The following is a 25,969-nucleotide window of genomic DNA, read 5'->3' on the forward strand; positions in this document are numbered from 1 at the left end:
GGCCGGCAGCGTATTTCCTACGGTCATCCCGCCGAGATCATATCCCGGAGCCGTCGAGCAGCGGGACGTCTTCGCCTTGCCACGGACTTGGCATTGAAGCCCGGCTCAGATTGGCCGTCGGCAGCGGCATCCAGCATTTCAACTCCGGTTCGGGGTATTCGATCACCCGTCCTGGCGACGAATCGGAAGAGCGCCAGCCCTCCGTGCCGAACTGGTCGGCGCGCGACCAGTAAGCGAGGTCGACCTCGGCCGGCCCCTGTTCCGATGGCCTGACCGTGACCAGGATGCGGCTGCCGTCCTTGGGGGCGCTCGCCATGTGCCGCCAGCGATCGGGTTCGTCCATTCTCATGTCCTCCTGCACGTTGCAAGGATAGTCGCCGCGCGCTTGGCAGCGGTCAACCCGAACTTTGCCCAAGCACGAGATCTGTTTAGCACTCCCGCGCCGTCGGCCGAAACAAGATCTGGTTCATGTCGACCTCGTCGGGCTGGCTCACGGCGAACGCCCCCATGGCGAAAGAATCCGGATGCCGGGCCGCAACAGGAAAATCGAAACCGGCATGTGAACGGGCTCACATGCCGCCACTGCAAGGAACGCTATGGGACGTCCGGCCATGACAGGGGTTTCGGATGACACTTGCTGATCTGTCTTTTTATCTTTTCACTATTTTCAATGGCTTGCGGGTGGTGTCCTACCTGCCGCAGATCGTGCGGGTGGCCCGGGACAGGCACGGGGCGTCGGCGATTTCCTACGCGACCTGGCTGTTGTGGACAGGCGCCAACGCCACGACGGGACTCTACGCCCACATCAATCTGAACGATCCCGCGCTGGCGGCGATCAACTGGCTGAACGCCGTATGCTGCGTGCTGGTCATCGCGCTCACCGCCTACAAGCGCCATCGCGCACGGCTTCCGGTTGAGGAAGCCGCAAGCCGGTCGGAAGCGACCGCTCTGATGGTCGACAATGTCTGCTGAAGATCACCGCGGCAGATTGCGCTTTTCGAGGCCGCTCTCAGACATGCACGGTGCCATGCGAAAGCTCGCCCTCGTCGCTTGAGATGAGGGAAGCGGCTGCGAGTAGGCCGACATAGAACAGCCCGACCATGCACACGACATAGATGCCTGGAACCGGGCCGAGCTGCGCCACGCGCGCGGCGTCGAGAAATGACGCGCCCAAGCCTATCGGCGACCCTTCGCGCTGCAGACTGGGCGTCGTGATCTTCAGCACCCACGCCAGCATCAGGATCGTGTACATGAAAATGTAGTTGCGGCGCAGCCGGCGCACCAACGCCGCGCGTTGCGAGATCAGGAAGCGCGGCGAACGCAGGCCTTCGCCGACGATGGCCAGCCAGTTGGAGGCGTAGTCGGGCTGCGGCGAGAAGATCTGCGCGAAATAATAGCGCTCGAACTGGCGCACCCTGGCCCGGTAGACATCGAAGAAACGATAGCGCCGCGCCTCGATCCATAGCAGCAGCGTGGTCAGCAGCATGGCAAAGAGCAGCACCCCGTGATGGGCGCTGGGCGTCGAGAGTGAGACTGAGAGCATGGCGGCGACGACAGTAATCGCCCAGTTGCTGGTACGGTCCAGCCGGTCGCGCCAGCCGGCCATGCGGGCGATTTCGGCGCGGTGGAAATGCGACATGGTGGCCACGAATTCCGATGAGGTGAGCTTCAGCGCGAACGCATCAGAGGCCCGCGGCGCTGCAGCCGCTTCGTCGGTTTTCACGGTCTTGACCTGGGACATCCCTTGCCACGCGCCTCCCAACGCCATGGCCGGCCGAAACGACGCCGGTCATCCCCATCTGCGCAACGCGCAATCGGTTGAAAATGTTCCGTCGCCGGCCCGGGTCTCGGCGGTTTATCCGCAGTCAGATAGGCCCGTTATGCGATTCAGGTAAGGAGGAACCTGCGGCGCGCCAAGGGAGCGTGGCGTGCAACCGATCTCGCCCGCAAACGTTATACCGGGCACAATGAGGGGGTGCATGTCCTTCGTGGTCAACCGGCGCCGGTCGGTCGCGCTTGCCGCGGCAGCTTTGGCATTCATGCCGGCCGCATCGTTGGCAGCCGAAAAGACCGGCATGTCCAGCGAGGGCATTTTCGTTCTCGAAATCCTCCTTCTGCTTCTCGTCGGCCGCGGCATCGGCGAGTTGCTGGAGCGTCTCGGCCAGCCGGCGGTGATGGGTCAGCTCATCGGCGGCATCCTGCTCGGGCCATCGCTGCTCGGCTGGCTATTGCCGGAAGCAGAACGCGTGATCTTTTCAGGCGACGCCACCCAAAAGAGCATGATCAGCGCCATCGCCCAGCTCGGCGTGTTGATGCTTCTGTTGCTCACCGGGATGGAGACGGATCTGCGGCTGGTGCGCAGGGTCGGCCGTGCGTGCTTTTCCATCTCCGCCGCGGGCGTCGCCGTGCCTTTCGCGCTCGGCTTCACCGCCGCGCAGTTCATGCCGGCCTCGCTGCTGGCCGACGGAACCGAGCGCATTGTCGCCGGTCTCTTCCTCGGCACGGCGCTGTCGATCTCCTCGGTCAAGATCGTCGCCATGGTGGTGCGCGAGATGAACTTCATGCGCCGCGATCTCGGTCAGACCATCGTCTCGTCGGCCATCATCGAGGACACGATCGGCTGGGTGATCATCGCCATCACCATCGGCATCGCCACCAAGGGGCGCATCGAGCTCGGCAGCCTTGCCTTCACCATTGTCGGCGTCGCCGCCTTCATGGGGTTTTCCTTCACGATTGGCCGCCGCATCGTCTTCGACGCCATCCGCTGGACCAACGATACGTTCCGCAGCGAATACGCCGTCGTCACCGTCATTCTCGCCATCATGGGCGCAATGGCGCTGATCACCGATCTGATCGGCGTCCACACCGTGCTCGGCGCCTTCGTCGCCGGCATACTGGTTGGGGAATCGCCGATCCTGTCGCGTCATATCGAAGGGCAATTGCGCGGCGTCATCATGGCGCTGTTCATGCCGGTTTTCTTCGGCGTCGCCGGTCTTTCGGCGGATCTCACCGTGCTTGTCGACCACGAGCTTGCGCTACTCACGGCCGCTTTGGTGCTGATCGCCAGCTTCGGCAAATTCGCCGGCGCCTTCATCGGCGCCGAGCTTGCCGGCATGAGCCGCAAGGAAGGCATCGCCGTCGGTTGCGGCATGAACGCGCGCGGCTCGACCGAAGTCATCGTCGCCTCGATTGGCCTGTCGATCGGCGTTCTGTCGCACAATCTTTTCACCATGATCGTGACCATGGCCGTCATCACCACGCTCGCCATGCCGCCGACCTTGCGTTGGGCACTCGGCCGCTTGCCGATGGGCGAGAACGAGAAGAAGCGTCTGGAGCGCGAGGAGATCGACCAACGCGGCTTCATCGCCAATCTGGAACGACTGCTGGTGGTGACCGATGAGGGCGTTGTCGGCCGCTTTGCTGCTTACCTCGCCGGAGTCGTGGGCGCCGGCAGGCCGACGACGGTGCTGCATGCCCGAGGCGAGGGGGAGGAGGCCGAGCCCGGCACGGATGCGAAGCTCGAGCCGATCGAAAAGGGTGCCGAGGACAGCCGCGAGGCCGCCAGGAGTTCGGACGAGGAGCTGGCCCGCGCGGCGCCTGTCACGCGGCGCCACGAGGCCGAGCTTTCGGCCGAAACGGTTGCCAAGGAGGCGCGCAAAGGCTATGGGCTGCTGCTGATCGGGCTCGGCCGCGCGGTCACGTCGAAAGGTGGGTTTGCCCGCCGCATCAACGAGATCGCCGGCGCCTTCGAGGGCCCGCTATGCCTGGTGCTGAAGGCGACCGGCGCCGGCCGCCAGATGCCAAGGCTAGGACCTGAAGGCGGGAAGATTCTGGTTCCGGTCAACGGCACCGCGATCGCCCGCCGGGGTGCCGAAATGGCACTGGCGATTGCAGCGGTCACGGGTGCGCGGGTCAAGATACTTTATGTCGCGCGCGTCGGCCGCGACGAACCGCGCGACACTGTCTCGCATCGCCGCAGGGAGGCGGTGCTGAAGGATACCGTCGCACTAGCCGACCGCTATGGCGTCGAGATCGAGACGGCCATCCGCAGCCGGGCCGCCGCCGCCGATGCCATTGCCCGCCAGGCCGGCAGGGGGGCGGCGCTGATCGTCATGGGCGTGGCGCGGCGCCCTGGCGAGGAACTCTTCTTCGGCGAGACGACCACCGGCGTGCTGCAGCGCTGCCAATGCCCGGTGGTGCTGATCTCGAACGCCAGGCTCAGCCGCGACGACGAGGGCAGGGAAGAGCTGCGCTCGGGAACGGGGACAGGGTGATGAGTATTTCCCCTCGAGGGGAAATTTCGCTCATGCCGCCTGCAGCCTCTCTCGGCCGGGCTGCGGCGGGAAGGCGATGGCGATGCCGGCAGCACCGAGGCCGATCAGCGCCGAGCCGATGAACAGCCAGGAATAGCTGGCATAGGCGTCGAAGATCATGCCGCCGGCGAGCGGGCCGAACGACATGCCGAGGCTGGACAACAGGGTCGCGGCGCCAAGTATCGTGCCGATGATGCGCGGCCCGAAATAGTCGCGCGCCAGAACCGCATAGAGCGGCATGACGCCGCCATAGGTGGCGCCGAAGATGATCGCCAGGAGATAGAACTGCTCGAGATTGCCGACGGCGAGATAGGCGGCGATCACCACCGCCTGGATGGCGAGGCCCACGATCAGCACCGGCTTGGCGCCCAGCCTGTCGCCGAGCACGCCGTAGAGCACGCGCCCGCCAAGGCCGGCAAGGCCCTCGACGCTGTAGATCGACACGGCTGCCATCGGCGCCACGCCGCACGACATTGCATAGCTCACCATGTGGAAGATCGGCCCCGAATGCGCCGCGCAACAGGCGAAGAAGGTCATGCCCAGCACCAGGAATTGCGGCGAGCGCAACGCCTGGCCGACTGACATGCCGGGGGCCGCGGCAGGCGCGGGCGCGCTGCCATCCGCTGCCGCGACCGCCGCCGACGGCTGGCGCACCAGGAAGACGGCCGGCAGCAACAGCACCCAGGCCATGATGCCGATGTCGAACATGGCGGTACGCCAGTCATAGGCCGTGATCAGCCAGCGTGCGAAGGGCGAAATGGTCATCGGCGCCACGCCCATGCCGGCCGAGACCAGCGACACGGCCAGGCTGCGATGGGTCTCGAACCAGGCGGTGGTCAGCGCGATCATCGGCGCGAAGAAGGCGCTGGCCGCCAGCCCGACGATGACGCCATAGCTCAGCTGGAAGACTAGCAGCGATTGGGCTCGGCTCGCCACCACCAGCGACAGGCCGAGCAGCACCGCGCCGGCAAAAACCACCGGGCGGGCGCCGACACGGTCATAGATGGCGCCCCAGGCGAAACCGCCTGCGCCCATCACCAAGAAATTCAGCGTCATGGCGCTGGAAATGCCGGTTCGCGACCAGTTGGTGTCGAGCGCCATCGGCTCGAGAAAGATCGCCAGCGAAAACATCGCGCCGAGCGCCACACAGGTCATCAGCGCGCCGCACGCGACGATCACCCAACGGTAGGAACTGTTCATGCTCTTCTCCCGAGATCGGTTTCGATGCGGCGCCACTCGCTCCAGCTCCGTTGCGCCGCTTGCGTCCGAAGGACGTTGGCGGGATTTCGAATCCGACAATCCGGTTGCATTTTTTATCCGGTCTGCGTGGAAGTCCATCCGGATATGACAAAAGCAGGTGTAAGGCTGCCAAGCGCGCCGACAAATAGACTGCCGAATTGACGAGCCGCTCCGCGGCACTAGCTTTGTGGTCTCGCGACGGGAGATATCGCTCATGGAACTGCATCGCGGCCGCCTCATCGACCACGTCCAGCTGGTGGTCAGGGACCTCAAGGCGAGCCGGCGCTTCTATGAAGCCGTCTTCAAGGTGCTCGGNGACCACGTCCAGCTGGTGGTCAGGGACCTCAAGGCGAGCCGGCGCTTCTATGAAGCCGTCTTCAAGGTGCTCGGCATTCCGATCGGCGGCGAGGCCGAGGACTATTTCTGGGCCGACGAACTGTTCATCTCAAGCCTCGACAGCCGGGCGGCGAGGGGACAACTGACCGGGCGCCATCATCTGGCCTTCCAGGCCAGGGATAACGCCATGGTCGATGCGTTCTACAAGGCCGGCCTCGATGCCGGCGGCGCCGACAATGGCGCGCCGGGTGAGCGGCCCTACCACTCCGGCTACTACGCCGCCTTCCTGCTCGACCCCGACGGCAACAACATCGAGGCGGTGTTTCACGGGCCGGCAAAGCGAAGTGCCGCTTCGGTCGAGATCAATTTCTAGCGCAGGTTCACGAGGAGCGGGTTGCGGTGATCCGTCCGGAGTTCTCGTAAAAACAAAGAGTTGAAGCGGTCCACGGATTCAATCGCTGAACTACTTCACATTGCCGGCGCGTAGCGGTTCACCACCATTCCGCAGGCATAGGCTTTAGAGCCGAGCAGGCGCAATTTCAGGAAGCCGCCACAGTCGAAAATCCGCTCGCCGTCGCCCAGCGCGGCCGGATTGATGAACAGCTGGAACTCATCGACCAGTCCCGCTGCAATCAGCGCCGAGGCAAAGCCGGCGCCGCCGAATACCGCCATGTCGCCTTCACCTTCAGCTTTCAGCGCCTTGACCTCGCGCGGCAGGTCGCCGCTGGCAAGCGTCGTGCGCTCCCACCGCGATGCCGCGAGCTTGTCGCTCAGCACCACCTTGCGCGCCTCGACGATGCGCTGCGCAAAGGCGTAGAAGGGATCGTGCGGATAGTTTTTTGCCGCATTGCCCCAATGGGTTAGATAGCCTTCTTCGGCCATCTTGCGGCTGAGCAGAATGGTATCGATGCCGGCGAACACCGCGTTGAAATCCTGCTTCAAGTCGTCGTCCCACGGGCAGTTGGCGCCCCATTCCCAGAGCTGCCAGTGCTCATCGCCGGCCGCGCCGACAAAACCGTCGACCGACATCTGCATCTGCAGGATCAGTTTTCTCATCGTTGTTCTCCTGATTGAGCTCTGGTGTCACCAGCGCCAGGTCAGGCGGCGTTGGTGATTGCTTTACTTTCGGAACCATTGACACGAGAGAAAAATGATGTCAATAGTAAAGTGATTTAGAAATGGAAGCATTGAGAATGTCGACCAGGGAAAGATCCGGCTGCCCCATCAGCCTGTCGCTCGAATTGCTCGGTGACCGCTGGACGCTGCTGATCATCCGCGACATGATTTTCGCGGGAAAAAGGCACTTCCGGGAGTTTCTGCTATCAGGCGAAGGCATCTCGTCGCGCACGCTGGCCGAGCGGCTGCAGACCTTGCAGGATGAGGGCATTGTCACCAGAAGCGACGACCCCACGCACAAGCTCAAGGCGATCTACAAGCTGACGGAGGCGGGCATCGACCTGTTGCCGGTGCTGGCGACGCTCGGCGCCTGGGGCAGCAAGTACCGCAACGCCGATGACGAGCTGGCAAGGATCGCCGACGAACTGGCGGGGGGCGGCGAGGCGGGCCTGGAGCAGATAAAGAAGAAGCTGCGCGCCGAGCATATCGGCTAGGGAGCAACGCCAGCCCTCCCTTCGCGGCCGGGATGCTGCGCAACGGGTGACTTGTCCCGCCTGCGCCTCTGCACATAACCTCTGCCAACCCGGCGGGAGGAGAATCGCTTGGACACCACTGTCGTTATTGTCGGCGCCGGGCCTGCCGGCCTTGCGGTCGGTGCCTGCCTGAAGCGGGCAGGAGTGGATTTCATCCTGCTCGAAAGATCGCAGGAGATCGCGCCCGCCTGGCGGCGGCACTATCGGCGACTGCATCTGCATACGGTCAAGTCGTTCTCGTCGCTGCCGTTCCTGCCCTTTCCCAAAAATTATCCGCGCTACGTGCCGCGCGAACTGGTGGTCCGTTACCTCGACGACTATGCGGAAAAATTCGATCTGCGCCCGCGCTTCGGCATAACGGTGAAAGCCATTCGCCGTACCGACAGCGGTTTTCTGGTCGAGACAGGTTCGGACAACCTGAAGGCGCGCCATGTCGTCATCGCCAGCGGTAACAATGCCGAGCCGATCGTCCCCCGGCTCCCTGCCATCGAGGCTTTCAAGGGCGAGGTGCTGCACAGCGCCGACTATACGCAAGCGGCGCCCTTTGCTGGCCGCTCGGTGCTGATCGTCGGCATGGGCAACACCGGCGCCGAGATCGCGCTCGACTTGGCGGAAAGTGGCGCGCGTCCGACCATTTCGGTGCGCAAGGGCGTCCACATCGTGCCGCGCCAGCTGTTTGGCGTGCCGATCCAGATGGTCGGCATCGCCAGCCGGCCAATGCCGCAGGCGCTGAACGAGTGGATGTTTCCGATCATCCTCGATTTCGCGCTGGGCAAGCTCGAGAGATACGGCATCGTCAGGCCGAAGCAGGGCATCCTGCAACAGATCGACGAAGTCGGCCGCATCCCGGTCATCGACGTCGGCACGGTCGACGCCATCACCAAAGGCGCCATCAAGATCGCACCCGACATAGCGGGCTTCACCGAGCGCGGCGCTGCGTTCACCGACGGCAGGCTGGAAAATTTCGACGCCGTCATCCTCGCCACCGGCTATCGCCCGGGCTACGAAAAGTTTCTGCCCGTGGAATTGCAGCCGGAGCGCAGTGGCGTCAACGCCCGCGCCTCGCAACTCGGCCTCTACCTCGTCGGCTTCTACAATCCGGTCACCGGTCTGCTCAGGGAAATTGGACGCGAGGCGAAGGCAGTGGCGGCCGACATTGCTCGGCGAGGCTGAAAGGGGCGGCGTCGGCCAAGCTGCGGATCTCCCGCCTTGCGGGGAGATCGGCTATCTATCACAGCCGCGCCGCATCGCCCTCATCCAGCAGCCATTGCCGCACGGCTTGCGTCGGTTCTGGGTGCCGTTGCTTGCGCGGCATCACGACATAGAAATCGTGCGTCCCACGCATCTCCGCGTTGATCGGCTGCACCAGCCGGCCGGCGGCAATGTCGGCAGCGACGAGGAAACGGCTGGCCAGTGCGATGCCCTGGCCGGCAATGGCGGCGTCGATGGCTAGGCCTGTCTGGTTGAAGCGCATGCGTTTGGCCCCGGTGGCCATCCTCAGGCCGAGCGCTCTCTCCATGAATTCCGGCCACAGATTGTGCGCGTCGTGCAACAGGACATGATGCTGGATATCGGCCGTCGCGATCTCGTTCGCCTCGGTAGGCAGCAGGGCAGGGCTGCAGATGGCGACGATCTGCTGTGGGAACAAAAGATCCACCATCAGGCCGGCGCCGAAGGGCAGGCGGCCTTGCCTGACCGCAATGTCGACGCCGTCGGCCTGAAAACTCGACAGGTTTTCGCTGGCCAGGATTCGCAGATCGACGAGCGGGTTGTGCGCGACGAACTCCGGCAGTTTCGGGATCAGCCATTTGGTGGCAAAGCTCGGCGTGACGCTGATCGTCAGCCGCGCCGGTTCGGGCCGCAGCAGCAAGGTGGCCTCCGAGATCAGCTCGAAGGCGCGGCGGATGTTCGGCATATAGGCGCGGCCCTCGTCGGTGAGCGCCAGGCCGCGCGGCAGCCGGTCGAACAGCTTTGCGCCGAGATCCGCTTCCAGCCCGCGTATATGCTGCGCCACCGCCCCTTGAGTCACGTTCAGCTCCTGCGCGGCGATACGGAAGTTGAGGTGACGCGCGGCGGCTTCGAAGGCACGCAGCGCATTCAACGGCGGCAGGCTCAGGAAGGCTTCAGGCATGCAGGAGTTTTTCTACAGCTTGATTTCAGGCTTTCTGGTTCGAACCAGATGGCAAAACCGTTTATAGCACTGGTCGAACCTCGGAAACATGGATTTTAGAGTCCCGCCAACCCGCACGAAGGAAAATCGAGATGAGTGTAGAAAAAGTAGCAGTCGTCGTCGCGGGCGGCAGCGGCATGGGTGCGGCGGCGGCCAAGCGGCTGGCGGCGGACGGGTTCAAGGTCGCGATCCTGTCGTCCTCCGGCAAGGGCGAGGCTCTGGCCAAGGAGCTTGGCGGCCTCGGCGTCACCGGCTCCAACCAGTCGAATGACGATCTGCAGCGGCTCGCGGATCTGACGCTCGAGCGCTTTGGCCGCATCGACGTGCTGGTCAACAGCGGTGGCCACGGGCCACGCGCGCCGATCCTCGAAATCACCGACGAGCAGTGGCACACCGGTCTCGACGTCTATCTGATGAACGTCATCCGGCCGGTGCGCATCGTGGCGCCGCAGATGGTCAAGCAGAGGGCTGGCGCCATCATCAACATCTCGACCGCCTGGGTGGTCGAGCCGAGCCCGATGTTCCCGACATCCGCCGTGTTCCGCGCCGGGCTTGCCGCCTACACCAAGATCTTCGCCAACACCTACGCCGCCGACAATGTGCGCATGAACAATGTGCTGCCCGGCTGGATCGACAGCCTGCCGGCCACCGAGGAGCGCCGCGACAGCGTGCCGATGCAGCGCTACGGCACGTCGGAGGAGATCGCCGCGACCATCGCCTTCCTCGCTTCCGAAGGTGCGGGCTACATCACCGGCCAGAACATCCGCGTCGACGGCGGCATCATCGGCGCGATCTGACCGCGCCGGTCGCCTTGCGTGAGCCGGCGCGTCACTCCTTCACCGCGCCGGTCATCGACGAGACATAGTGCTCGACGAAGAACGAATAGAGCACCACCACCGGCAGCGAGCCGATCAGCGCTCCCGCCATCAGCGCCCCCCATTCGTAGACGTCGGAGCGCACCAACTCGGTCAGCACACCCACCGGCACGGTCTTGTTTTCCGAGGACTGGATGAATGTCAGCGCATAGATGAACTCGTTCCATGACAGGGTGAAGGCGAATATGCCGGCGGAGATCAGGCCCGGCACCGACAGCGGCAGCACGATCTTGGTGAGGATCTGCCACCGGCTCGCTCCGTCTATCAGCGCGCATTCTTCCAGTTCGAACGGGATGGAGCGGAAGTAGCCCATCAACAGCCACGTGCAGAACGGCACCAGGAAGGTCGGATAGGTAAGGATGAGCGCGAAGGGCGTGTCGTAGAGCCCGAGGTTGAACACCATCACCGACAGCGGAATGAACAGGATCGAGGGCGGCACCAGATAGGCGAGGAAGATGCCGAGGCCGACCTGCCGCGCCCCGGAAAAGCGCAACCGCTCGATCGCATAGGCGGCGAACACCGACGCCAGCAGCGACAGGAACGTAGCGGCGGTCGAGATGATGATCGTGTTGAGCAGCCAGCCCGGATAGGAGGTCTCGAACAGGAGATAGCGGATGTGCTCCAATGTCGGATGCACCACCCAGAACGGATTGAACTGCGCATAGTCGGTCATTTCGAGATTGGGTTTAACCGCCGTGATCGTCATCCAGTAAAACGGAAACAAAAGCACGAAGACGAACACCAGCAGCGGCAGATAGACCGTCACCACGCGACGCGGCAGGCTCTGCAGGTAGCCCATGCCGCCTTCGTCGATATCCCCACGTTTCGCCTTCCTTGTCGCGGCCGTCTTGACCATGTCAGTCTCCGCCGCCTTGTTGCCATTTGCGGCGTTGCAGGCCGAAATAGCTGAACAGGATCGCCGCCAGCAGGAACGGGATCATGGCCACCGCGATGGCCGCGCCCTCGCCAAGCTGGCCGCCGGAAATGCCGCGCTGGAAAGACAATGTCGCCATCAGATGCGTGGCATTCACCGGTCCGCCCCGGGTCAGCACGTAGATCAGCTGGAAATCGGTGAAAGTGAACAGCACCGAGAAGGTCATGGTGATGGCGATGATCGGCGTCAGCAGCGGCAGAGTCACATAACGAAACAACTGCCAGCGACTGGCGCCGTCGAGCGTGGCCGCCTCGTAGAGCGACTGCGGAATGGTCTGCAGGCCGGCGAGCAGCGTGATGGCGACGAAAGGAATGCCGCGCCAGACGTTGGCGGCGATAACCGAAGCGCGCGCATTCTCCGGATCGCCGAGGAAATTGATGCGGTGGTCGATCAGGCCCATTTGCTGCAGCGCCCAGGACAGGATGGAGAACTGCGAATCGTAGATCCACCAGAAGGCGATGGCTGACAGTACAGTGGGCACCACCCAGGGCAGCAGGACTATCGCGCGGAAGAACGATTTGAACGGCAGGTTTTCATTGAGGATGAGCGCCAGCCACAGGCCGAGCACGAACTTCAGGATCGAGGCGCTGACCGTGTAGAGCAGCGTGTTGAAGACGGAGAGCCAGAAGACGTTGTCATTCCAAAGGTACTGATAATTCTCGACGCCGATGAAGATGCCGGGGCGGCCGATCCGGGCATCGGTGAAACCGAGCCAGACGCCCAGCCCGAGCGGATAGGTCAGGAAGACCAGCAGCAGCGCCGCCGCCGGCAGCATGAAGCCGAAGCCCAGCGCGTTGCGGCTTTCGGAGATCCGCGAAAGCATCGACGGACGCGGCTGGGCGGCAACGGACGGCACGGCCATGGAGGGCTCCTCATCGGGGAATCAGGTCACGGCGTCAACGGCCGCCATGGGATTGTGCGACGGGCCGGGCAGCGCACTAGACGCTGCCCGGCGGTGCCGTGATCAAACGCGGTAGTAGCGGTTGGCGCGCTTCTCCGCCTCCTCCATCGCCTCCTGCGGCGTCGCCTGGCCGGTCACCGCCTTGGCGAACATGTCGACCAGGACATAGTCGGCCATGGTCGCCGCCGAGGCATAGCCGAGCGGCCCGGCATAGCCGTTGGGGCGCAGCGTCGCCGAGGCCTTGGCATAGGCGGCATTGTTCGGGTCGGCCGTCCACACTGGATTGTTGTCGAAGGCCTTCAGCGTCTGGCAGCAATAGCCCGCCGAGGAGGTGATCCAGTCGGTCATCTGCGGATCCTCGAACATGAACTGCAGATAGGCCTTGGCCGCATTGGGGTAGGGCGTGTAGTTGAAGATGACGGCGGTGGTCACCTGGAACAGTTCGACCGATTTCCCGACGGGACCGATCGGCAGGTTGGTGGTGCGGATGTCCTTGGCGATCTCAGCCAGCTTCGGATCGTTGTCCTTGTTGATCTTGGCCGTATTGTAGGCGGAAATGCCGTTGGCGATGACGCCGAGTTCGCCGGCCAGGAAGGCGCGGTTGTTATTGACGTCGAGCCAGCTTTCGGTCCCGGGAATGAAGGTCTTGTAGAGTTCCTGCGCGTATCCGATCGCCTTTAGCGTCTCGGGGCTGTTGATCGCCACCTTGCCGCTCTCGTCGACCATCTGGCCGCCATGGCTCCACAGCAGCCAGTGCGCGTAATTGTTGCCGTCGCCGACGCCGTGGCCGTGCGTGAAGCCGGCCGGATGTCCTTTCGCCTGCAACGCCTTGCAAAGCTCGAGGAAGCCTGCCGTGTCCTTCGGAAATTCGGAGAAGCCGGCCTCCTTCACCCAGCTTTCGCGATAGACGATGGCATTGCCGATCGTGGCCAGCGGCAGGCCGACGAACTTGCCGTCCCGCGTCGCATATTGCTTCGGTCCGTCGTGCCATCCGCCATATTTCGAGCCCAGATACTCGCCGAGCTCGGTCACGTCGTGCAGCTTGTCGGGATATTGATGCGGGTCGTCGAACCAGACGAACATCAGGTCCGGGCCGGAACCGACATTGGCCGCGACCGCTGCCTTGGGGCGAATGTCCTCCCAGCTTTCCTTGTCGACACGAACCTCGACACCTGTCGCCTCGGTGAAGCGCTTGGTGTTGGCCAGCCATTGATCCTCATCGCCCTTGACGAAGGGCGACCAGCGCAGCAGCCGCAGCTTTGCGCCTTCCTCGGGCTTGTATTTCAAGCCCTCCTGGGCAAAAGCCGGCGAGCCGACGAACCGGCTTCCCAGAGCTCCCGCCGCGGCACCTGCGGTCGTGCGGATTACATCGCGTCTCGTGAATTTCATGGTCGTCTCCTCCGGTTTATCTTCCTTGCTATGCGGTCCTTACCATCCGTTACGCGTTTCAAATCGTGTTCCGGTCTTGCCGTCAAAGAGATGAATCAGGCCAGGCGCGGCAGAGAGCCGTATGGATTCGCCCGGTGTTAAGGCATGGCGTTCGCGGAAATTGGCGACGATCTCGTCGCCGCCGGCGGTGCGGCCGATGATCTGCACTTCCGACCCGGTCGGCTCGACCACCGCGACGGTGACTGGAATGCCTTGGTCTGACGATAGCCGCAAATGCTCGGGCCGTATTCCCAGCACCACCGGATGACCGTTGCCAACGGCCGGCGCGCCGGCCAGCGGCACGGAAATTCCCCCGGCGCCGCGAAAGGACGGAGACCCGTCGGTGACGATCTCGCCCTTGATCAGGTTCATGGCGGGCGAGCCGATGAAACTGGCGACGAAGAGATTGTTTGGCCTGTCGTAGAGCTCCAGCGGCGGTCCGATCTGTTCGACGATGCCGTCATGCATGACGACGATCTTGTCGGCCATGGTCATGGCCTCGATCTGGTCGTGGGTGACATAGACTGTGGTCGTCTTGAGCCGCTGGTGCAGTTCCTTGATCTCGGCGCGCATCTGCACCCTGAGCTTGGCGTCGAGATTGGAGAGCGGTTCGTCGAACAGGAAAACCTGTGGATCGCGCACGATCGCCCGGCCCATGGCGACGCGCTGGCGCTGGCCGCCGGAAAGCTGGCGCGGATATCGCGTCAGCAATGGCACCAGCCCGAGGATTTCGGCGGCGCGCTGAATGCTGGTAGCGCAATCGGCCTTCGAAACACCTTTGAGCATGAGCGAGAACGCCATGTTCTCGGCGACCGTCATGTGCGGGTAGAGCGCGTAGTTCTGGAACACCATGGCAACGTCGCGCTCTTTCGGCGCAACGTTGTTGACGACCCGATCCCCGATCGCGATCTCGCCCCGAGAAATCTTTTCCAGGCCGGCGATCATCCTGAGAAGGGTCGATTTTCCGCAACCCGACGGGCCGACCAGCGTGACGAATTCGCCGTCGTCGATATCCACACTGACGCCATGCAGGACCTCGACGGTCCCGAACGATTTGTAAACATCGCCGATCGCGACAGACGCCATCGATCTCCTCCCGAATGCTTCTTGCGACGCCCCGAAGGAAACCGCTCCTCTCCCGCCTCGCGACCGTCTCCCATTCCCCCAACAGGTCGCGTGACGATCAGACGGTAGCGCTACCAAGCCTGCCTGTAAAGCGGCCATGCGGCCGGTGCTCTTGTCATTCGGAACACCGGCGCAATGACCGGTTCGCCGGCAAACTACCCCCCATTCACAAAAGCCAGCACCAGCTTCTGCAGGTTTCCGCCGGGGCCGAATTCGACCCGGTCGAAGTCGCGGCTCGCCTGCCGCTGAGCCAGCGAGATCTGGGCGAGTTGCCTCGTCAGCTCGGTTCTGATCTTGCTGCAGGCGGGGTCATCAGTAACGGTCAGGCCGACGCTCACCGCCTCGATCTTGCGCACCATCTCGGCGATGGCTGCGCCATGCACTCTCTCGTGGGCGGCGAGCCCGGCGATGAACACCGTCCAGTTCTTCTGGACGGAAGCCGGCAACGGTTCGGCCGGCTTCGGCAAGGTGTAGGTGATGATCAGTTTCGGGCGCGCCGATTTGAGCACGCAGGCGTCGCCTTGCGGCCTGTAGTCCCTGGTCCAGGTCAGCTTGAAATTGGTGTGCGCAATGACCCGACCCTTGCCGAGCAAGGGGCCGGCTTCGCCGATCGCGGCATAGAGTTCCGGGCCGGTCCGCCCTGCGATGGCGTAGGTCTCGACCTTTTCGACCGGCTTCCAGTCGGCGCGTGCCGGCGACGCCAGCAGGGAGGCCGCGAACAGGAGAAAGAACATGGCTGGTTTCATGGAAACGTCAGAGACACTGGGCTGAGGCAAAGATCAACCCGGCGCAATGCACTCAGGTCCCACGGCAGGCCGCGTCATAGTCGGCCAGCACCTGATCGACAGCTTCGAGAAGGATAGCCTCGGGATTGCCCGCCGGCCCGAGTTCGGCCGGCAGCGCCGGCAGGAATTGCCGCATCAGCGTTTCGGGAATGGCAACGTCGTCCAGCGCCTTGCGCAGGCGCTCGACGGCCGCGACAGCGGTGGGGTTGCTCCAATAATAGCGGATGCGGTCGCTGTAGCTGTAATGCCGCTGCACATAGAGCTCTGCTTCATTGCCATGATAGTGGCTGTGCCAATGGCCGGGGGCTGCCAGCATCGCGCTTTCCATGGTCCGGGCGAGCGACCGGTCGCCATAGTCCCTGGCCATTTCGGAGGCGATCAGGTCGAGCCCGTAAAGCGCCTCGCGCAAGACGAAGGTCAGGCCGGGGCCGACCTTGAGGATAGGAAAGCCGTTTGCGACCAGCGCGGTCAAAGCCGCACGGGTCTGGTAGTCGGTCGAATGCGCCTCGTAGACGAGCGACGGCTGCTCATCGAGCAAGCCGGTCAGGCCCTTGGATTTTTCGGGCGCGTAGGCGACGACATTTTGGCTGCCGAATTCCATGCCCGGCTGCACCACCACGGCCATGACGCGGCCGAACGCCTCGGTCAGGCCTTCGCGGGCAAAGATCTCCCGGTGAACCTCGATCGTGCGCCGCGCCGCCGCCGCCTCGGTCGGCTTCAACTCGCTGATCGCATGGTCGACGCCGCCGGGGGCGGGAACTTCGGTGCCGATGATGTAGACCGGCAAGGTGCTGCCTGCGGCGTGCGCGCCCGTTTCGGCCGCCTTTGCCAGCCGCGCCGCCCGGGTGGCGATGGTCTCGTCGTCAAGCGCCGCCGGCTCGCCGGCGCAGCCCATCGATGCGTCGAGATGGATCTTGGTGAAGCCGGCCGCGATATAGGCGCCGACCATGGCCTCGGCCTTGTCCATCGCCTGCGCCGCCGGCTCTGCGCGCCACGGGTTCGGTCCCAGATGGTCGCCGCCGAAGATGATACGCGAGGCTTCCAGCCCCTCGCGGCAGGCGATCTCCAGCACGAAGGCGACGAACAGCGCCGGGGTCATTCCGGTATAGCCGCCGAACTGGTTGACCTGATTGCAGGTTGCCTCAATCAGCAGGTTTTTCTCCCTGTCGGCAACGGCGCGCCTGATCGCCGTCTGGATCACCAGCGGATGCGCGGAGCAGATCGAGGTGATGCCGTAGGGCGAGCCGTTTTTGCGCGCGCTGGCGAGGCCTGCAAGCGGGTTGGCGCTCATGTCCGTCTCGCTGTTCCCTTGATGAATTGATCGAGTCCGTCGAAGCTGGTGACGCCCTCCATCGGGCCGCGCCGGGTGACGTTGCGGGCGCCGGCGGCATTGGCATAAAGCAGCGCCTTGCCGGGCTCCATCCCCTGGCGGCGGCAGGTCAGGTAGGTGGCGCCGAAACAATCGCCGGCGCCCGTGGGGTCGACTTCCTCGACCTGAAAACCGGCGCAGTCGATCCTGGCGCCGTCGGCGCCGAACCAGGAAGAGCCGTCAGCACCGCGCTTCAGCACGATCTCGCCGACGCCCCTGGCAAACAGCGCCGCCACCGCCCGGTGCTCGTCATCGACGCCCGCCGTAGCGAGCAATTCGTCGCCGGACGGCAGCAGCAGGTCGGCATCGTCGATGAGTGCGGAAAACAGTGCGCCGTCGGAGCCGTCGATCAGCTCCTTGCGCACATTCGGGTCGAATGAGGTCGAGCCGCCGCGGGCACGAACCGCCTGCACTGCGTAGCTGACGATCTCCTTCAGCCCTGCCACCGACAGCGTCGATCCCATGATATGCAGATGGCCGGCCCTGTCCGCCAGCAGGCGCGCAGCAGTGGTCAGGTGTATCTGCCCGGCGGCGGATTCGGCGATGTTGTAGACGAAGTCCCTGATACCATCGGGCCGGTAGCGCACGAAGGCGCATCCCGTCGGGAAGCGGTCGCTGATATCGACGGCTGAGACGTCGACGCCGTCGCGCTCCAGCCTGTCCAGGTTGAGCGTGCCGAAATCGTCGCGGCCGACGCAGCCGATAATGCCGGCGCCGCCTCCCAGCCGGGCGACCTGATCGATGAAGATCGCCGGCGCACCGCTGGGGAATGGCCCGACAAGCGATTGCGGCTCGAGGAAGCCGAAACCCCGTTCCGTCGCCATGATCTCGACCAGGATTTCGCCGGCGACAATCGTTGGCCCCACGGCCTCGGCGGCGATCTCGCTTCGGCGCGAAAGGCTCATGCTTGCGATTCCTCTCACACGCAAACTGATTGCTTGCCCGCGCAGTTATCCGACGCAAGTGTTTATCGGGTAAATCGCACATACAGCGAAGTCAATAAAACTCTACATGCGTATAGTTTATCTGTTTCCGCGCGTACACATTGCAGGATTCGGGTGGCTGGTATCGTGGCACCGTGCAAATCAGGCGTCGACCGCAGCGAAAGGACAGCCATGCTCACGCTTCATGATTATTTGCCGTCGCAAAACGGTTGGAAGGCGAGGGTCGTGCTCGGCCTGCTCAACATTCCCTATGAAAGCCGCCTGGTGTCGATTTTCGAGGGCGAGAGCCACACCGACGCCTTCCTGAAGCTCAACCCGGCCGGCGCCGTTCCTGTGCTCGAACTCGAGGATGGCCGTGCTATCGCCGAATCGAATGCGATCCTCATTTATCTCGCCGAAGGCACGCCCTTGCTGCCGGCGGATCGCTATGTCAGCGCGAAAGTTATGCAATGGCTGTTCTTCGAACAGTACCATGTCGAGCCGGTCATCGGCTCCCTGCGCTTCTGGACGCTGGCCGGAAGGCTGGAGCGCAACCAGGCGACGCTTCCGGCCAAGCGCGAAGCCGGCGCCCGCACGCTGGCAGCGCTGGAGCGCAGCCTGAACGACACGCCGTTCCTTGTCGGCGACATGCTCACCATCGCCGACATTGCTGTCTATGCCTACGGCCACCGTGCCGAAGATTGCGGCTTTGCGCTGGCGGCTTATCCGGCGGTTCGTGCCTGGACGGGCCGGGTACGCGACGCCATCGGTCCCGGCTATCCCGTGCATCTCTACAGCATCGATCGGCATTCGGCTGCTTGAAGGCAAAAGGCGCGTTCACCTTGCTTAGTCGAAAAGAAGACCCAGATTCTGCTTTGTCGGCGGCTTTCGCTCGCAATCCGTTGACTGGATGGCCGGATCCCGGCGTCAACTCGACGACCTGCCGGCACTTAGCATGGAGGTGACCATGACACGCGACGACATCATTTCGGTGTTGGGGCCGGTAGACGAGGCGGTCATAGCCGACATCGCGCTGACCGGCGCCACCCTTCAAGAACTGCGCGAGGCGTTCGCCTGGCTCGGTGCCGACGAGGCGCTGGTCAACGAGGGCCGCCCCTTGCCGGGAACGAAGGTGGCGCGGCTGATCGAAATTCTCGATATGCCGGACGACGAGGACGGCCGGCAAGCGGCGGCGCAGTAGGCTGTAGGCGTAGGGTATCGGTCTGCGCCACCTTATTCCCTATTCCCTACGGCCTATTCCCTCCCCTTACGCCCTCGACAGCAGCCGGCGCATGATCAGCGAGGCGTGGCCGCCAACGCCGTGCGCGGCCGTGCGGCGCTCGACCACTTCGAAACCGTGCTTGCGATAGAAGGCGATCGCCCGGTCGTTGCCCTCGATCACTTCCAGCGCAATGCTGGGGATGCCGGCATGCGCGACAAGCACCGCGTGCAGCAGGTCGGTGGCGAGCCCGCTGCCGAACTCTGTCTTGTCGATGTGCAGCCGGTCGAGCAGGACATCGCCACGATCGTCCATCGCCGCCATCGCGTAGCCGGCGATCGAACCGTCCGGCCGTTCGGCCACGAACGACATCTTGTTGTCGTCCGCAAGTTCCTCGGCCAGCCGCTCGGGCGCATGCTTGTCGTCCGAGAGCCGCGCAGTGGTCTCTGGCCCCATAATCGCCGAATAGGTGCGCCGCCAGGATTCCCCCAACAGCCGCGACACCGCCGCTATATCTTTCTCGGTCATCGCCCTGATCTGAACCATGGCCTAAATCCTCACCGCCTCACCCGCGACTTCAGCCAACGATCGAAGGCCACGGCGAGGATCAGGATCAGGCCGATGACGATGCTTTGTGTGTAGGACGAGACATTGTTGAACTGCAGCCCGTTCTGCAGCACGCCGATCAGTGCTGCGCCCACCACCGTGCCGCCGACTGAGCCGATGCCGCCGAATAGCGAGGTGCCGCCGATGACCACGGCCGAAATCACCGTAAGCTCGTAGCCGATGCCGGCCACGGCTTCGGAGGAGTTGAGCCGTGCTGACAAAACGAAGGCGGCCAGCCCGGCGAAGAAGCCGACGATGACATAGACCGAGATCAGAATGCGGTCGACGCGCAGGCCCGACAGGCGTGCGGCCTCGGCATTGCCGCCGACGGCATAGACGGCGCGGCCATAGCGCGTATAGCGCAGCACGATGTGGCACAGGATGGCCGCCGCCGCGAAGATGATCGCCGGCACCGGCACCGGTCCGATGAGCCCGGTGCCGAACCAGCGCATCGAGGCGTCGAAACCGGAGATCGGTCCGCCATTGGAGATGGTCAGCGTCAGGCCGCGAAACACGGTGAGCCCACCCAGCGTGACGACGAAGGGCGGTACTTTCAGCCGGGTGATGGCAAAGCCCTGGACGCCGCCGGCCAGCGCCCCGACGATGACGGCGGCAAGCAAGGCGGCGAACCAGCCATAGCCTTGCGTGCCCGTGGTCGACAGCGACAGCGTGTTGGCGGTGCCGCCCTTGGCCACCACCGCGGCCACCATGCCGCAGAAGGCGAGCAGTGAGCCGACCGACAGGTCGATGCCGGCAGTGAGGATGACGAAAGTCATGCCAAGCGCGATCAGCCCGGTGATCGAGATCTGCCTCAAAATGTTGAACAGGTTGATTGGATCGATGAAGCTCGGCTTCAGCACGGTGAAGATGACGATCAACACCGCCAGGAACATCAGCGGCCCAAAACTCATCAGAAGCCGCGCGATGTTGATGCCGCTGCGCCGGGTCTGTTCGGTGGTGCTGGTCATTGCGTTGCGTCCTGCTTGCGGTCGAGCGCCATCAGTTCCATCAGTTTTTCCTCGGTCGCTTCGATGCCCGGCATTTCGCCAGTGATACGGCCGCGCCGCATCGTAACGATGCGATCCGACACTGCCAGCACCTCCGGCAGCTCCGACGAGATCATCATGATGGCGATGCCGCGTGCGGCAAGCTGCACCAGGATCTGGTGCACTTCGGCCTTGGCGCCGACATCGACGCCGCGCGTCGGCTCGTCGACGATAAGTACTTTCGGGTCGCGCGCCAGCCAGCGGGCCAGGATCACCTTTTGCTGATTGCCGCCGGACAGGCCCTCGATCGCCTGCTCGGGCGAGGCCATGCGGATCGACAGTGCCTTGCGATAGCCGGCCAGCGCCTCGCGCTCGCGCCGTTCGGCCATGAAGCCGGCCCCATTGCTGTAGCGGCCGAGCGAGGCGATGGAGAAATTGTTGAGAATGCCAAGTGCTGCAAAAATCGCCTGGTGCTTGCGGTCTTCCGGCACCAACCCGATGCCGAGTTTGATGGCGTCGGCGGGGGAGGCCGGGGCGATCGGCTTGCCGTCGAGCGCAATCGTGCCGGCCGCGATGCGGTCGGCGCCGAAAATGGCGCGGGCAAGCTCGGTGCGGCCGGAACCGACGAGACCGGCAACGCCGAGGATTTCGCCGGCCTTCAGATCGAGGTTGACACCTTCGAGTACGATGGCATGCGGCGCCAACGGGTCGCGTACGGTCCGCAGCCCGCGCACCGAGAGCCTGACCTCGCCGGCGACATCGCGCTGCGTCGGCCGCGCGTAGAGCTCGGAGGCGGCGCGGCCGACCATCTTCTCGATGATCTTCGGGACCTGGATCGGCTGGCCGTCACGGTCGAGATGACCGGCCAGCCTGCCATCCCGCAGCACGGTCATGCGGTCGCAAATGGCGGACGCTTCCTCCAGCCGGTGGGTGACGAACATGATGGCGACACCGTCCTTGCGCAGCCTGTCCATGATCGACATCAGTTTCTGCACCTCGGTCTCGGTCAGCGCCGAGGTCGGCTCGTCCATGATGATCAGGCGGCTTTCCAGCGACAGAGCGCGGGCGATTTCGACCAGCTGCTGTTCGGCTACCGACAGCGAGGACACCGGCGTCGCCGGATCGATGTCGAGACCGACGCGGGCGATGATCGCGCGCGAGGCGTCCTCCATCCTGCGCCAGCTGACCAGCCCGAGCGGCCCGAGCGGCGCGCGGCCGATGAAAATGTTTTCCGCAACCGTCAGCGTCGGGATCAGGCTCAGTTCCTGATAGATGGTGACGATGCCATGCCGCTTCGCATCCTGCGGACTGGACGGCGCGTAGTCGGCGCCGTCGAAGACGATGCGGCCGCTTGACGGCGGCATCACGCCGGACAGGATTTTCAACAGCGTCGACTTGCCGGCGCCGTTCTCGCCGAGCAGGCCAAGGATCTCACTGGGCCGCACCTCGAGCGAAACGTCGATGAGCGCGGTGACGCCGGAAAAATGCTTGGTCACGCCTTCGACGGAAAGGAGCGGGGGCGATGATGCGGTGGGTTCAACGGCGGACAAGCATTGCTCCCGGATTGCGATAGGCAGCGGGACAGCGCCCCCCTCTGTCCTGCCGGACATCTCCCCCACACGGGGGGAGATCAGCAGTTTTGCCGGCAGCACTATTTCTATAACGTTGGCGATTGGCGAAAGCAGACGTGACGGCCAATCTCCCCCCAAGTGGGGGCGATGTCCGGCAGGACAGAGGGGGGCGCGACAGAGCGCGACCTCCACCCGTCATGGGCCCTACTCTCACTTCGTCTCGTTCAACCTCTCCGCCTTGTCGAGATTGTCCTTGCCGATGACGATCGGCGTCAACAGCACCAGCTTCTCCTTCGGCTCGGTCTTGTCCCTGGCGAAGGCGACCGCGATCTGCACCGCCTTGCGCGACTGTTCGCCGGGGAACTGCTCGACCGTGCCGGCGAGCTTGCCGTCGCGCACGGCGACCAGCGCTTCCGGCAGCGCGTCGAAGCCGTAGATCTTGACGTCGGTGAAGTTGCGCGCGGCACAGGCTTCGAGCGCGCCGAGCGCCATGTCGTCATTGGCGCAGATGATGGCGTCCGGCTTGCCGTTGGCGGCAAGCCCGGCCTCGGTCACCGACAGCGCTTCGGCGCGGGCGAAATTAGCGGTCTGCTCGAAGATGATCTGGTACTTGTCCTTGAGCGGATCGAGCACATTGTGGACGCCTTTGTTGCGGTCGATCGCGGGCCCGGCACCCGGCTGGCCCTGCAAATGGAACAGCTTGGCGCCGTTGGGGAACGCCGCCACCATGGCCTGCGCCTCGGCCTCGCCGCCCTTGACATTGTCGGCGCCGACATGGGCCAGAATGCCCTCGACGCCGTCAACGCGGCGGTCGATAGTGACCACGGGAACCCCGGCCTTGACCGCTTCCTCGATCGCCGGCGCCAGCGCGTTGACGTCAAGCGGCGAAATCACGATGGCGTTGACCTTCTGCACAAGTGCGGCCTCGATGTCGGCGGTCTGCTTCGGCGCCGAGTTCTGGCCGTCGCTCTCGGTCAGATTGACGCCTTGCGCCTGCGCCTCCGCCTTGATCTCGTTCAGCATGTGCACAAAGAACGGAAAGCCGAGATTGGGCACCGAGCCCAATATGGTCAATTTGTCGGCGGCAAAGGCCATGGGCGCGGCCAGCGCCATGGCGCCGGTCGCCACGGTCGACAACAGGAATTCGCGTCTGTTCATCAGATATCCTCCACATGAACGCAGGAGCCCGAAACCGGGAGCGGCTCGGGACGGTCCTTGCGTCAATTCAAAAATGGAGTGTCCTGTGAACGCCCCGAGGGGACGCGAGGCGCTCCAGCCGGTCCGCCGCAACGTTCTCCTCCGCACGGCGCCGACCCGAGGATGCTAGCCAAGGAAAATCGATTACGCAAGGTGAGGCGAGGGGCTGAAACTGCTAATCTCCCCCCTTGTGGGGGAGATGTCCGGCAGGACAGAGGGGGGCGCTGTCCCGCCGACATTGGCCAATTTCACTTACATCTTTGAGCTAACCTCTACGCAGAATACTTGATGCGGGCGATCCTTCGCGCCCCCTCTGCCTTGCCAGGCATCTCCCCCACGAGGGGGGAGATTGGCAGCTTAGACGCCTCTACCTGTCGATCGTCGTCATCACCCGCTCATTGTAGCGCGGCCCTGAGACCTTGCCCGGCGCAAGGGCTGCATCGAGCGCAGCTATCTCGGCCGCGAGCGTGATCGCGGCCGCAGCAACATTTTCTTCGAGATACTTGCGCCGCTTTGTCCCCGGGATCGGCACGATGTCAATGCCGAAACCGTCGCCCTTGCCGAGCACCCAGGCCAGCGCGATCTGTGCGGGCTTTGCCCCTTTGGCCGCGGCCACCTCCTGCACCGCAGCCGCAGCCGCGATATTAGCGTCGTAGTTGGCGCCCTGGTAGCGGGGGTCGCCACGGCGGAAATCGCCTTCCGGATAATCCTCGGCGCGCTTGACGTCGCCGGCGAGGAAACCGCGGCCGAGCGGCGCGAACGGCACCAGGCCGATGCCGAGCTTTTTGAGCAGCGGGATGATCTCCGGCTCCAGATTGCGCTCCCAAAGCGAATACTCGCTCTGCAGCGCCGAGACAGGGTGCACGGCATGCGCACGGCCGATATTCGCCGCGCCCGCTTCCGACAGGCCGAAGAAGCGCACCTTGCCATCGGCAACCAGCCGGCCGACCGTGCCGGCGACGTCTTCCATCGGCACCGCCGGATCGACGCGATGCTGGTAGTAAAGGTCGATATGGTCGGTGCCGAGCCGCTTCAGCGAGCCCTCCAGCGCCTCGCGGATATGGTCGGGCCGGCTGTCACGCTCCGTGCCGACCTGTCTGCCGTTTTCGATGCGGAAGCCGAATTTGGTGGCAAGGGTCACCTCATCGCGCCGGCCCTTCAGCGCCCGCCCGAGCAGTTCTTCATTGGCATAGGCGCCGTAGACTTCCGCCGTGTCGAGGAAGGTACAGCCGAGTTCGATGGCGCGGTGCAAGGTGGCGATCGATTCCGCTTCGTCGGCCGGACCATAGGACTTGGCTCATGCCCATGCAGCCGAGGCCGATCACTGAGACCTGCAGCCCCTGGCTGCCGAGTTTGCGGGTGCTCAAGGTCATAGTCTGTGATCTCCGGGAGGGCAGACAGAATTATAGGAGCCGCTCGCATAGTTTCCATAGCCGTTCGGCGAATTCCGCATCGATCGCATAGGGCATCACGCCCAGCGTTCCCGTCAGCCGCACACCGCCTTGCATCGGCAGCACGCCGGCAACGCGCCCAAGATCTATCGCTGCGCGGTGAGGACACGCCCGAATTGGCTGCGGAACAAAGCTGGTTTCTCAGCTTGAAGTTAGAGCAAACACCCTAAATCCTTGGTCGAGTTGTGCAAAAGCCCTATATACCTGGCGGAAGCATAGGAGACGACATGATCGCCAATCGCACAACCGCCGAAGATATGGCTCGAACTGTAGGTGTTGACCCGGACACATTCCGCGCAGCGTTGCGGAGGGTGAAGCACCCTCGGAAACGCAACACAGATTGGGACGTGAAAGTTGGCGGCCCATCGTATTCAGGAATGCGGACCGTTCTGGCCAGTCTGATACAGCGGAAGGCCGCCTGACGCCGGCAAGCAGTCAAAATTGACAGAGCAGCTGATCTCCAGCATCCTTAGATAGCCGTTATGTCCTGCGGCGGTTGTGTATGAGCGTTGCATGGTCAGTCCTACTTCCAGCCAGAATTCCAAGCGCGCCGCGGTGCGCAAGGCGCTCGACCGCCACAAGGTGTACGTCACCGCGCAAAGCTTTTCCGGCGGCGTCTACTCGGCCCGCGTGCTGGTCGACGGCGAGGCCTACTGGGTCGACGAATTCCGGCTGAGCCAGCTGCAGCAGGGGCTGTCGCCGGCCGAGCTTGAGTTGATGCCGGCTGCTGACGATTGAGCGTGATCTTCGTTCCTTCGCACCGTGCTGGGAAATCTGAAATGTTGGCGGGACAGCACCCCCCTCTGTCCTGCCGGACATCTCCCCCGCAAGGGGGGAGATTGGCAGCTTCATCGACGGCGCCTCTCTTGCGACGGTGGGGATTGGCGAAAGC

General features: G+C 63.9%; 25 protein-coding genes and 1 pseudogene. 9 read left to right on the forward strand and 17 right to left on the reverse strand.

Translation table 11 applies throughout. From position 1 onward, the window contains the following. Positions 1-37: 37 nt before the first annotated feature. Complete coding sequence (locus X757_RS143565) at positions 38-343, reverse strand: hypothetical protein (RefSeq protein ID WP_023689804.1); 306 nt, start codon at positions 341-343, stop codon at positions 38-40. Between the two features lie 284 nt (positions 344-627). Here X757_RS143565 and X757_RS143560 point away from each other — a divergent pair, with 284 nt between their 5' ends. Further along, positions 628-972 (forward strand): PQ-loop domain-containing transporter, encoded by a 345-nt coding sequence (locus X757_RS143560; protein ID WP_023673886.1) that lies wholly within the window; start codon positions 628-630, stop codon positions 970-972. A gap of 37 nt (positions 973-1,009) precedes the next feature. On the opposite strand, the gene X757_RS143555 is transcribed toward X757_RS143560, so the two are convergent. Continuing rightward, complete coding sequence (locus X757_RS143555) at positions 1,010-1,741, reverse strand: DUF2270 domain-containing protein (protein WP_023727052.1); 732 nt, start codon at positions 1,739-1,741, stop codon at positions 1,010-1,012. 238 nt (positions 1,742-1,979) lie between these two features. Between X757_RS143555 and X757_RS143550 the strand changes: the two genes are divergently transcribed. Beyond that, positions 1,980-4,274: a cation:proton antiporter gene (locus X757_RS143550; RefSeq protein WP_023727053.1), complete on the forward strand. Its 2,295-nt coding sequence runs from the start codon at positions 1,980-1,982 to the stop codon at positions 4,272-4,274. A 30-nt stretch (positions 4,275-4,304) separates the two neighbouring features. Here the strand turns inward: X757_RS143550 and X757_RS143545 are convergent, their stop codons facing one another. After that, positions 4,305-5,513 carry an MFS transporter gene (locus X757_RS143545; RefSeq protein ID WP_023708705.1) on the reverse strand — a complete coding sequence of 403 codons (1,209 nt, stop codon included), beginning with the start codon at positions 5,511-5,513 and terminating at the stop codon, positions 4,305-4,307. A gap of 244 nt (positions 5,514-5,757) precedes the next feature. On the opposite strand from X757_RS143545, the gene X757_RS143540 reads away from it, so the two are divergent. Next, complete coding sequence (locus X757_RS143540; RefSeq protein ID WP_373432850.1) at positions 5,758-6,261, forward strand: VOC family protein; 504 nt, start codon at positions 5,758-5,760, stop codon at positions 6,259-6,261. A gap of 95 nt (positions 6,262-6,356) precedes the next feature. Here X757_RS143540 and X757_RS143535 read toward each other — a convergent pair whose 3' ends face one another. Next, complete coding sequence (locus X757_RS143535; protein WP_023727055.1) at positions 6,357-6,944, reverse strand: dihydrofolate reductase family protein; 588 nt, start codon at positions 6,942-6,944, stop codon at positions 6,357-6,359. A 137-nt stretch (positions 6,945-7,081) separates the two neighbouring features. Between X757_RS143535 and X757_RS143530 the strand changes: the two genes are divergently transcribed. After that, a complete protein-coding gene (locus X757_RS143530) occupies positions 7,082-7,498 on the forward strand; it encodes a helix-turn-helix domain-containing protein (RefSeq protein ID WP_023727056.1) in 417 nt (138 codons plus the stop codon). Positions 7,499-7,606: 108 nt separating this feature from the next. Further along, positions 7,607-8,710 carry an NAD(P)/FAD-dependent oxidoreductase gene (locus X757_RS143525; protein ID WP_023673466.1) on the forward strand — a complete coding sequence of 368 codons (1,104 nt, stop codon included), beginning with the start codon at positions 7,607-7,609 and terminating at the stop codon, positions 8,708-8,710. A 58-nt stretch (positions 8,711-8,768) separates the two neighbouring features. On the opposite strand, the gene gcvA is transcribed toward X757_RS143525, so the two are convergent. Continuing rightward, positions 8,769-9,668 carry a transcriptional regulator GcvA gene (gene gcvA / locus X757_RS143520; protein WP_023727057.1) on the reverse strand — a complete coding sequence of 300 codons (900 nt, stop codon included), beginning with the start codon at positions 9,666-9,668 and terminating at the stop codon, positions 8,769-8,771. A 131-nt stretch (positions 9,669-9,799) separates the two neighbouring features. Here gcvA and X757_RS143515 point away from each other — a divergent pair, with 131 nt between their 5' ends. Beyond that, on the forward strand, positions 9,800-10,504 hold the full coding sequence (locus X757_RS143515) for an SDR family oxidoreductase (RefSeq protein WP_023673468.1): 705 nt from the start codon (positions 9,800-9,802) through the stop codon (positions 10,502-10,504). Positions 10,505-10,535: 31 nt separating this feature from the next. Here the strand turns inward: X757_RS143515 and X757_RS143510 are convergent, their stop codons facing one another. The 7 genes from X757_RS143510 to X757_RS143480 all read right to left on the reverse strand — a co-directional run bounded on the left by X757_RS143510 (position 10,536) and on the right by X757_RS143480 (position 18,029). Beyond that, positions 10,536-11,438: a carbohydrate ABC transporter permease gene (locus tag X757_RS143510; RefSeq protein WP_023673469.1), complete on the reverse strand. Its 903-nt coding sequence runs from the start codon at positions 11,436-11,438 to the stop codon at positions 10,536-10,538. 1 nt (position 11,439) lies between these two features. Then, complete coding sequence (locus X757_RS143505) at positions 11,440-12,339, reverse strand: carbohydrate ABC transporter permease (RefSeq protein WP_373432851.1); 900 nt, start codon at positions 12,337-12,339, stop codon at positions 11,440-11,442. Positions 12,340-12,480: 141 nt separating this feature from the next. Next, entirely contained in the window at positions 12,481-13,806 is a 1,326-nt protein-coding gene (locus tag X757_RS143500) for an ABC transporter substrate-binding protein (RefSeq protein WP_023693796.1), read from the reverse strand. A 39-nt stretch (positions 13,807-13,845) separates the two neighbouring features. Beyond that, complete coding sequence (locus X757_RS143495) at positions 13,846-14,931, reverse strand: ABC transporter ATP-binding protein (protein WP_023673472.1); 1,086 nt, start codon at positions 14,929-14,931, stop codon at positions 13,846-13,848. Positions 14,932-15,125: 194 nt separating this feature from the next. Next, complete coding sequence (locus tag X757_RS143490; RefSeq protein WP_023673473.1) at positions 15,126-15,716, reverse strand: DUF922 domain-containing Zn-dependent protease; 591 nt, start codon at positions 15,714-15,716, stop codon at positions 15,126-15,128. A gap of 52 nt (positions 15,717-15,768) precedes the next feature. Further along, positions 15,769-17,046: a D-tagatose-bisphosphate aldolase, class II, non-catalytic subunit gene (locus X757_RS143485; protein ID WP_023673474.1), complete on the reverse strand. Its 1,278-nt coding sequence runs from the start codon at positions 17,044-17,046 to the stop codon at positions 15,769-15,771. Next, the gene (locus tag X757_RS143480) at positions 17,043-18,029 is read right to left on the reverse strand and encodes a sugar kinase (protein WP_023699147.1); all 987 of its coding nucleotides are present in this window, start codon (positions 18,027-18,029) and stop codon (positions 17,043-17,045) included. The genes X757_RS143485 and X757_RS143480 overlap by 4 nt, the downstream gene beginning before the upstream one ends. Positions 18,030-18,239: 210 nt before the next feature. Between X757_RS143480 and X757_RS143475 the strand changes: the two genes are divergently transcribed. Together X757_RS143475 and X757_RS143470 are read left to right on the forward strand one after the other, a co-directional pair. Beyond that, entirely contained in the window at positions 18,240-18,869 is a 630-nt protein-coding gene (locus X757_RS143475; RefSeq protein ID WP_023703088.1) for a glutathione S-transferase family protein, read from the forward strand. A gap of 145 nt (positions 18,870-19,014) precedes the next feature. After that, positions 19,015-19,248: a hypothetical protein gene (locus X757_RS143470; RefSeq protein WP_031193476.1), complete on the forward strand. Its 234-nt coding sequence runs from the start codon at positions 19,015-19,017 to the stop codon at positions 19,246-19,248. 66 nt (positions 19,249-19,314) lie between these two features. Here X757_RS143470 and X757_RS143465 read toward each other — a convergent pair whose 3' ends face one another. The 5 genes and pseudogenes from X757_RS143465 to X757_RS08015 all read right to left on the reverse strand — a co-directional run bounded on the left by X757_RS143465 (position 19,315) and on the right by X757_RS08015 (position 24,999). Beyond that, complete coding sequence (locus tag X757_RS143465; protein WP_023703086.1) at positions 19,315-19,812, reverse strand: GNAT family N-acetyltransferase; 498 nt, start codon at positions 19,810-19,812, stop codon at positions 19,315-19,317. 11 nt (positions 19,813-19,823) lie between these two features. Then, positions 19,824-20,840, reverse strand: a complete 1,017-nt coding sequence (locus tag X757_RS143460) for an ABC transporter permease (RefSeq protein WP_023727059.1) — start codon at positions 20,838-20,840, stop codon at positions 19,824-19,826. Beyond that, positions 20,837-22,468 (reverse strand): sugar ABC transporter ATP-binding protein, encoded by a 1,632-nt coding sequence (locus X757_RS143455; protein WP_373432849.1) that lies wholly within the window; start codon positions 22,466-22,468, stop codon positions 20,837-20,839. Before X757_RS143455 ends, X757_RS143460 begins: the two co-directional genes overlap by 4 nt. 171 nt (positions 22,469-22,639) lie before the next feature. Then, positions 22,640-23,587: a substrate-binding domain-containing protein gene (locus X757_RS143450; RefSeq protein ID WP_023673481.1), complete on the reverse strand. Its 948-nt coding sequence runs from the start codon at positions 23,585-23,587 to the stop codon at positions 22,640-22,642. Between the two features lie 406 nt (positions 23,588-23,993). Beyond that, positions 23,994-24,999: pseudogene (locus X757_RS08015) on the reverse strand (aldo/keto reductase). A 591-nt stretch (positions 25,000-25,590) separates the two neighbouring features. Between X757_RS08015 and X757_RS143445 the strand changes: the two are divergent. Beyond that, entirely contained in the window at positions 25,591-25,815 is a 225-nt protein-coding gene (locus X757_RS143445) for a hypothetical protein (protein WP_023727062.1), read from the forward strand. Positions 25,816-25,969: the final 154 nt, after the last annotated feature.

Origin of the sequence: Mesorhizobium sp. LSHC412B00 (genome assembly GCF_000503035.1) — a bacterium.
In the GTDB taxonomy this organism is placed as follows: domain Bacteria; phylum Pseudomonadota; class Alphaproteobacteria; order Rhizobiales; family Rhizobiaceae; genus Mesorhizobium.

Bases quoted from the DNA above. Each gene is read 5' to 3' on its own strand.
- X757_RS143565 (WP_023689804.1), bottom strand. From the start codon at position 343: ATGGACGAACCCGATCGCTGGCGGCACATGGCGAGCGCCCCCAAGGAC.
- X757_RS143560 (WP_023673886.1), top strand. From the start codon at position 628: ATGACACTTGCTGATCTGTCTTTTTATCTTTTCACTATTTTCAATGGC.
- X757_RS143555 (WP_023727052.1), bottom strand. From the start codon at position 1,741: ATGTCCCAGGTCAAGACCGTGAAAACCGACGAAGCGGCTGCAGCGCCG.
- X757_RS143550 (WP_023727053.1), top strand. From the start codon at position 1,980: ATGTCCTTCGTGGTCAACCGGCGCCGGTCGGTCGCGCTTGCCGCGGCA.
- X757_RS143545 (WP_023708705.1), bottom strand. From the start codon at position 5,513: ATGAACAGTTCCTACCGTTGGGTGATCGTCGCGTGCGGCGCGCTGATG.
- X757_RS143535 (WP_023727055.1), bottom strand. From the start codon at position 6,944: ATGAGAAAACTGATCCTGCAGATGCAGATGTCGGTCGACGGTTTTGTC.
- X757_RS143530 (WP_023727056.1), top strand. From the start codon at position 7,082: ATGTCGACCAGGGAAAGATCCGGCTGCCCCATCAGCCTGTCGCTCGAA.
- gcvA (WP_023727057.1), bottom strand. From the start codon at position 9,668: ATGCCTGAAGCCTTCCTGAGCCTGCCGCCGTTGAATGCGCTGCGTGCC.
- X757_RS143515 (WP_023673468.1), top strand. From the start codon at position 9,800: ATGAGTGTAGAAAAAGTAGCAGTCGTCGTCGCGGGCGGCAGCGGCATG.
- X757_RS143510 (WP_023673469.1), bottom strand. From the start codon at position 11,438: ATGGTCAAGACGGCCGCGACAAGGAAGGCGAAACGTGGGGATATCGAC.
- X757_RS143505 (WP_373432851.1), bottom strand. From the start codon at position 12,339: ATGCTTTCGCGGATCTCCGAAAGCCGCAACGCGCTGGGCTTCGGCTTC.
- X757_RS143500 (WP_023693796.1), bottom strand. From the start codon at position 13,806: ATGAAATTCACGAGACGCGATGTAATCCGCACGACCGCAGGTGCCGCG.
- X757_RS143495 (WP_023673472.1), bottom strand. From the start codon at position 14,931: ATGGCGTCTGTCGCGATCGGCGATGTTTACAAATCGTTCGGGACCGTC.
- X757_RS143490 (WP_023673473.1), bottom strand. From the start codon at position 15,716: ATGAAACCAGCCATGTTCTTTCTCCTGTTCGCGGCCTCCCTGCTGGCG.
- X757_RS143485 (WP_023673474.1), bottom strand. From the start codon at position 17,046: ATGAGCGCCAACCCGCTTGCAGGCCTCGCCAGCGCGCGCAAAAACGGC.
- X757_RS143480 (WP_023699147.1), bottom strand. From the start codon at position 18,029: ATGAGCCTTTCGCGCCGAAGCGAGATCGCCGCCGAGGCCGTGGGGCCA.
- X757_RS143475 (WP_023703088.1), top strand. From the start codon at position 18,240: ATGCTCACGCTTCATGATTATTTGCCGTCGCAAAACGGTTGGAAGGCG.
- X757_RS143470 (WP_031193476.1), top strand. From the start codon at position 19,015: ATGACACGCGACGACATCATTTCGGTGTTGGGGCCGGTAGACGAGGCG.
- X757_RS143465 (WP_023703086.1), bottom strand. From the start codon at position 19,812: ATGGTTCAGATCAGGGCGATGACCGAGAAAGATATAGCGGCGGTGTCG.
- X757_RS143460 (WP_023727059.1), bottom strand. From the start codon at position 20,840: ATGACCAGCACCACCGAACAGACCCGGCGCAGCGGCATCAACATCGCG.
- X757_RS143455 (WP_373432849.1), bottom strand. From the start codon at position 22,468: ATGTCCGGCAGGACAGAGGGGGGCGCTGTCCCGCTGCCTATCGCAATC.
- X757_RS143450 (WP_023673481.1), bottom strand. From the start codon at position 23,587: ATGAACAGACGCGAATTCCTGTTGTCGACCGTGGCGACCGGCGCCATG.
- X757_RS143445 (WP_023727062.1), top strand. From the start codon at position 25,591: ATGGTCAGTCCTACTTCCAGCCAGAATTCCAAGCGCGCCGCGGTGCGC.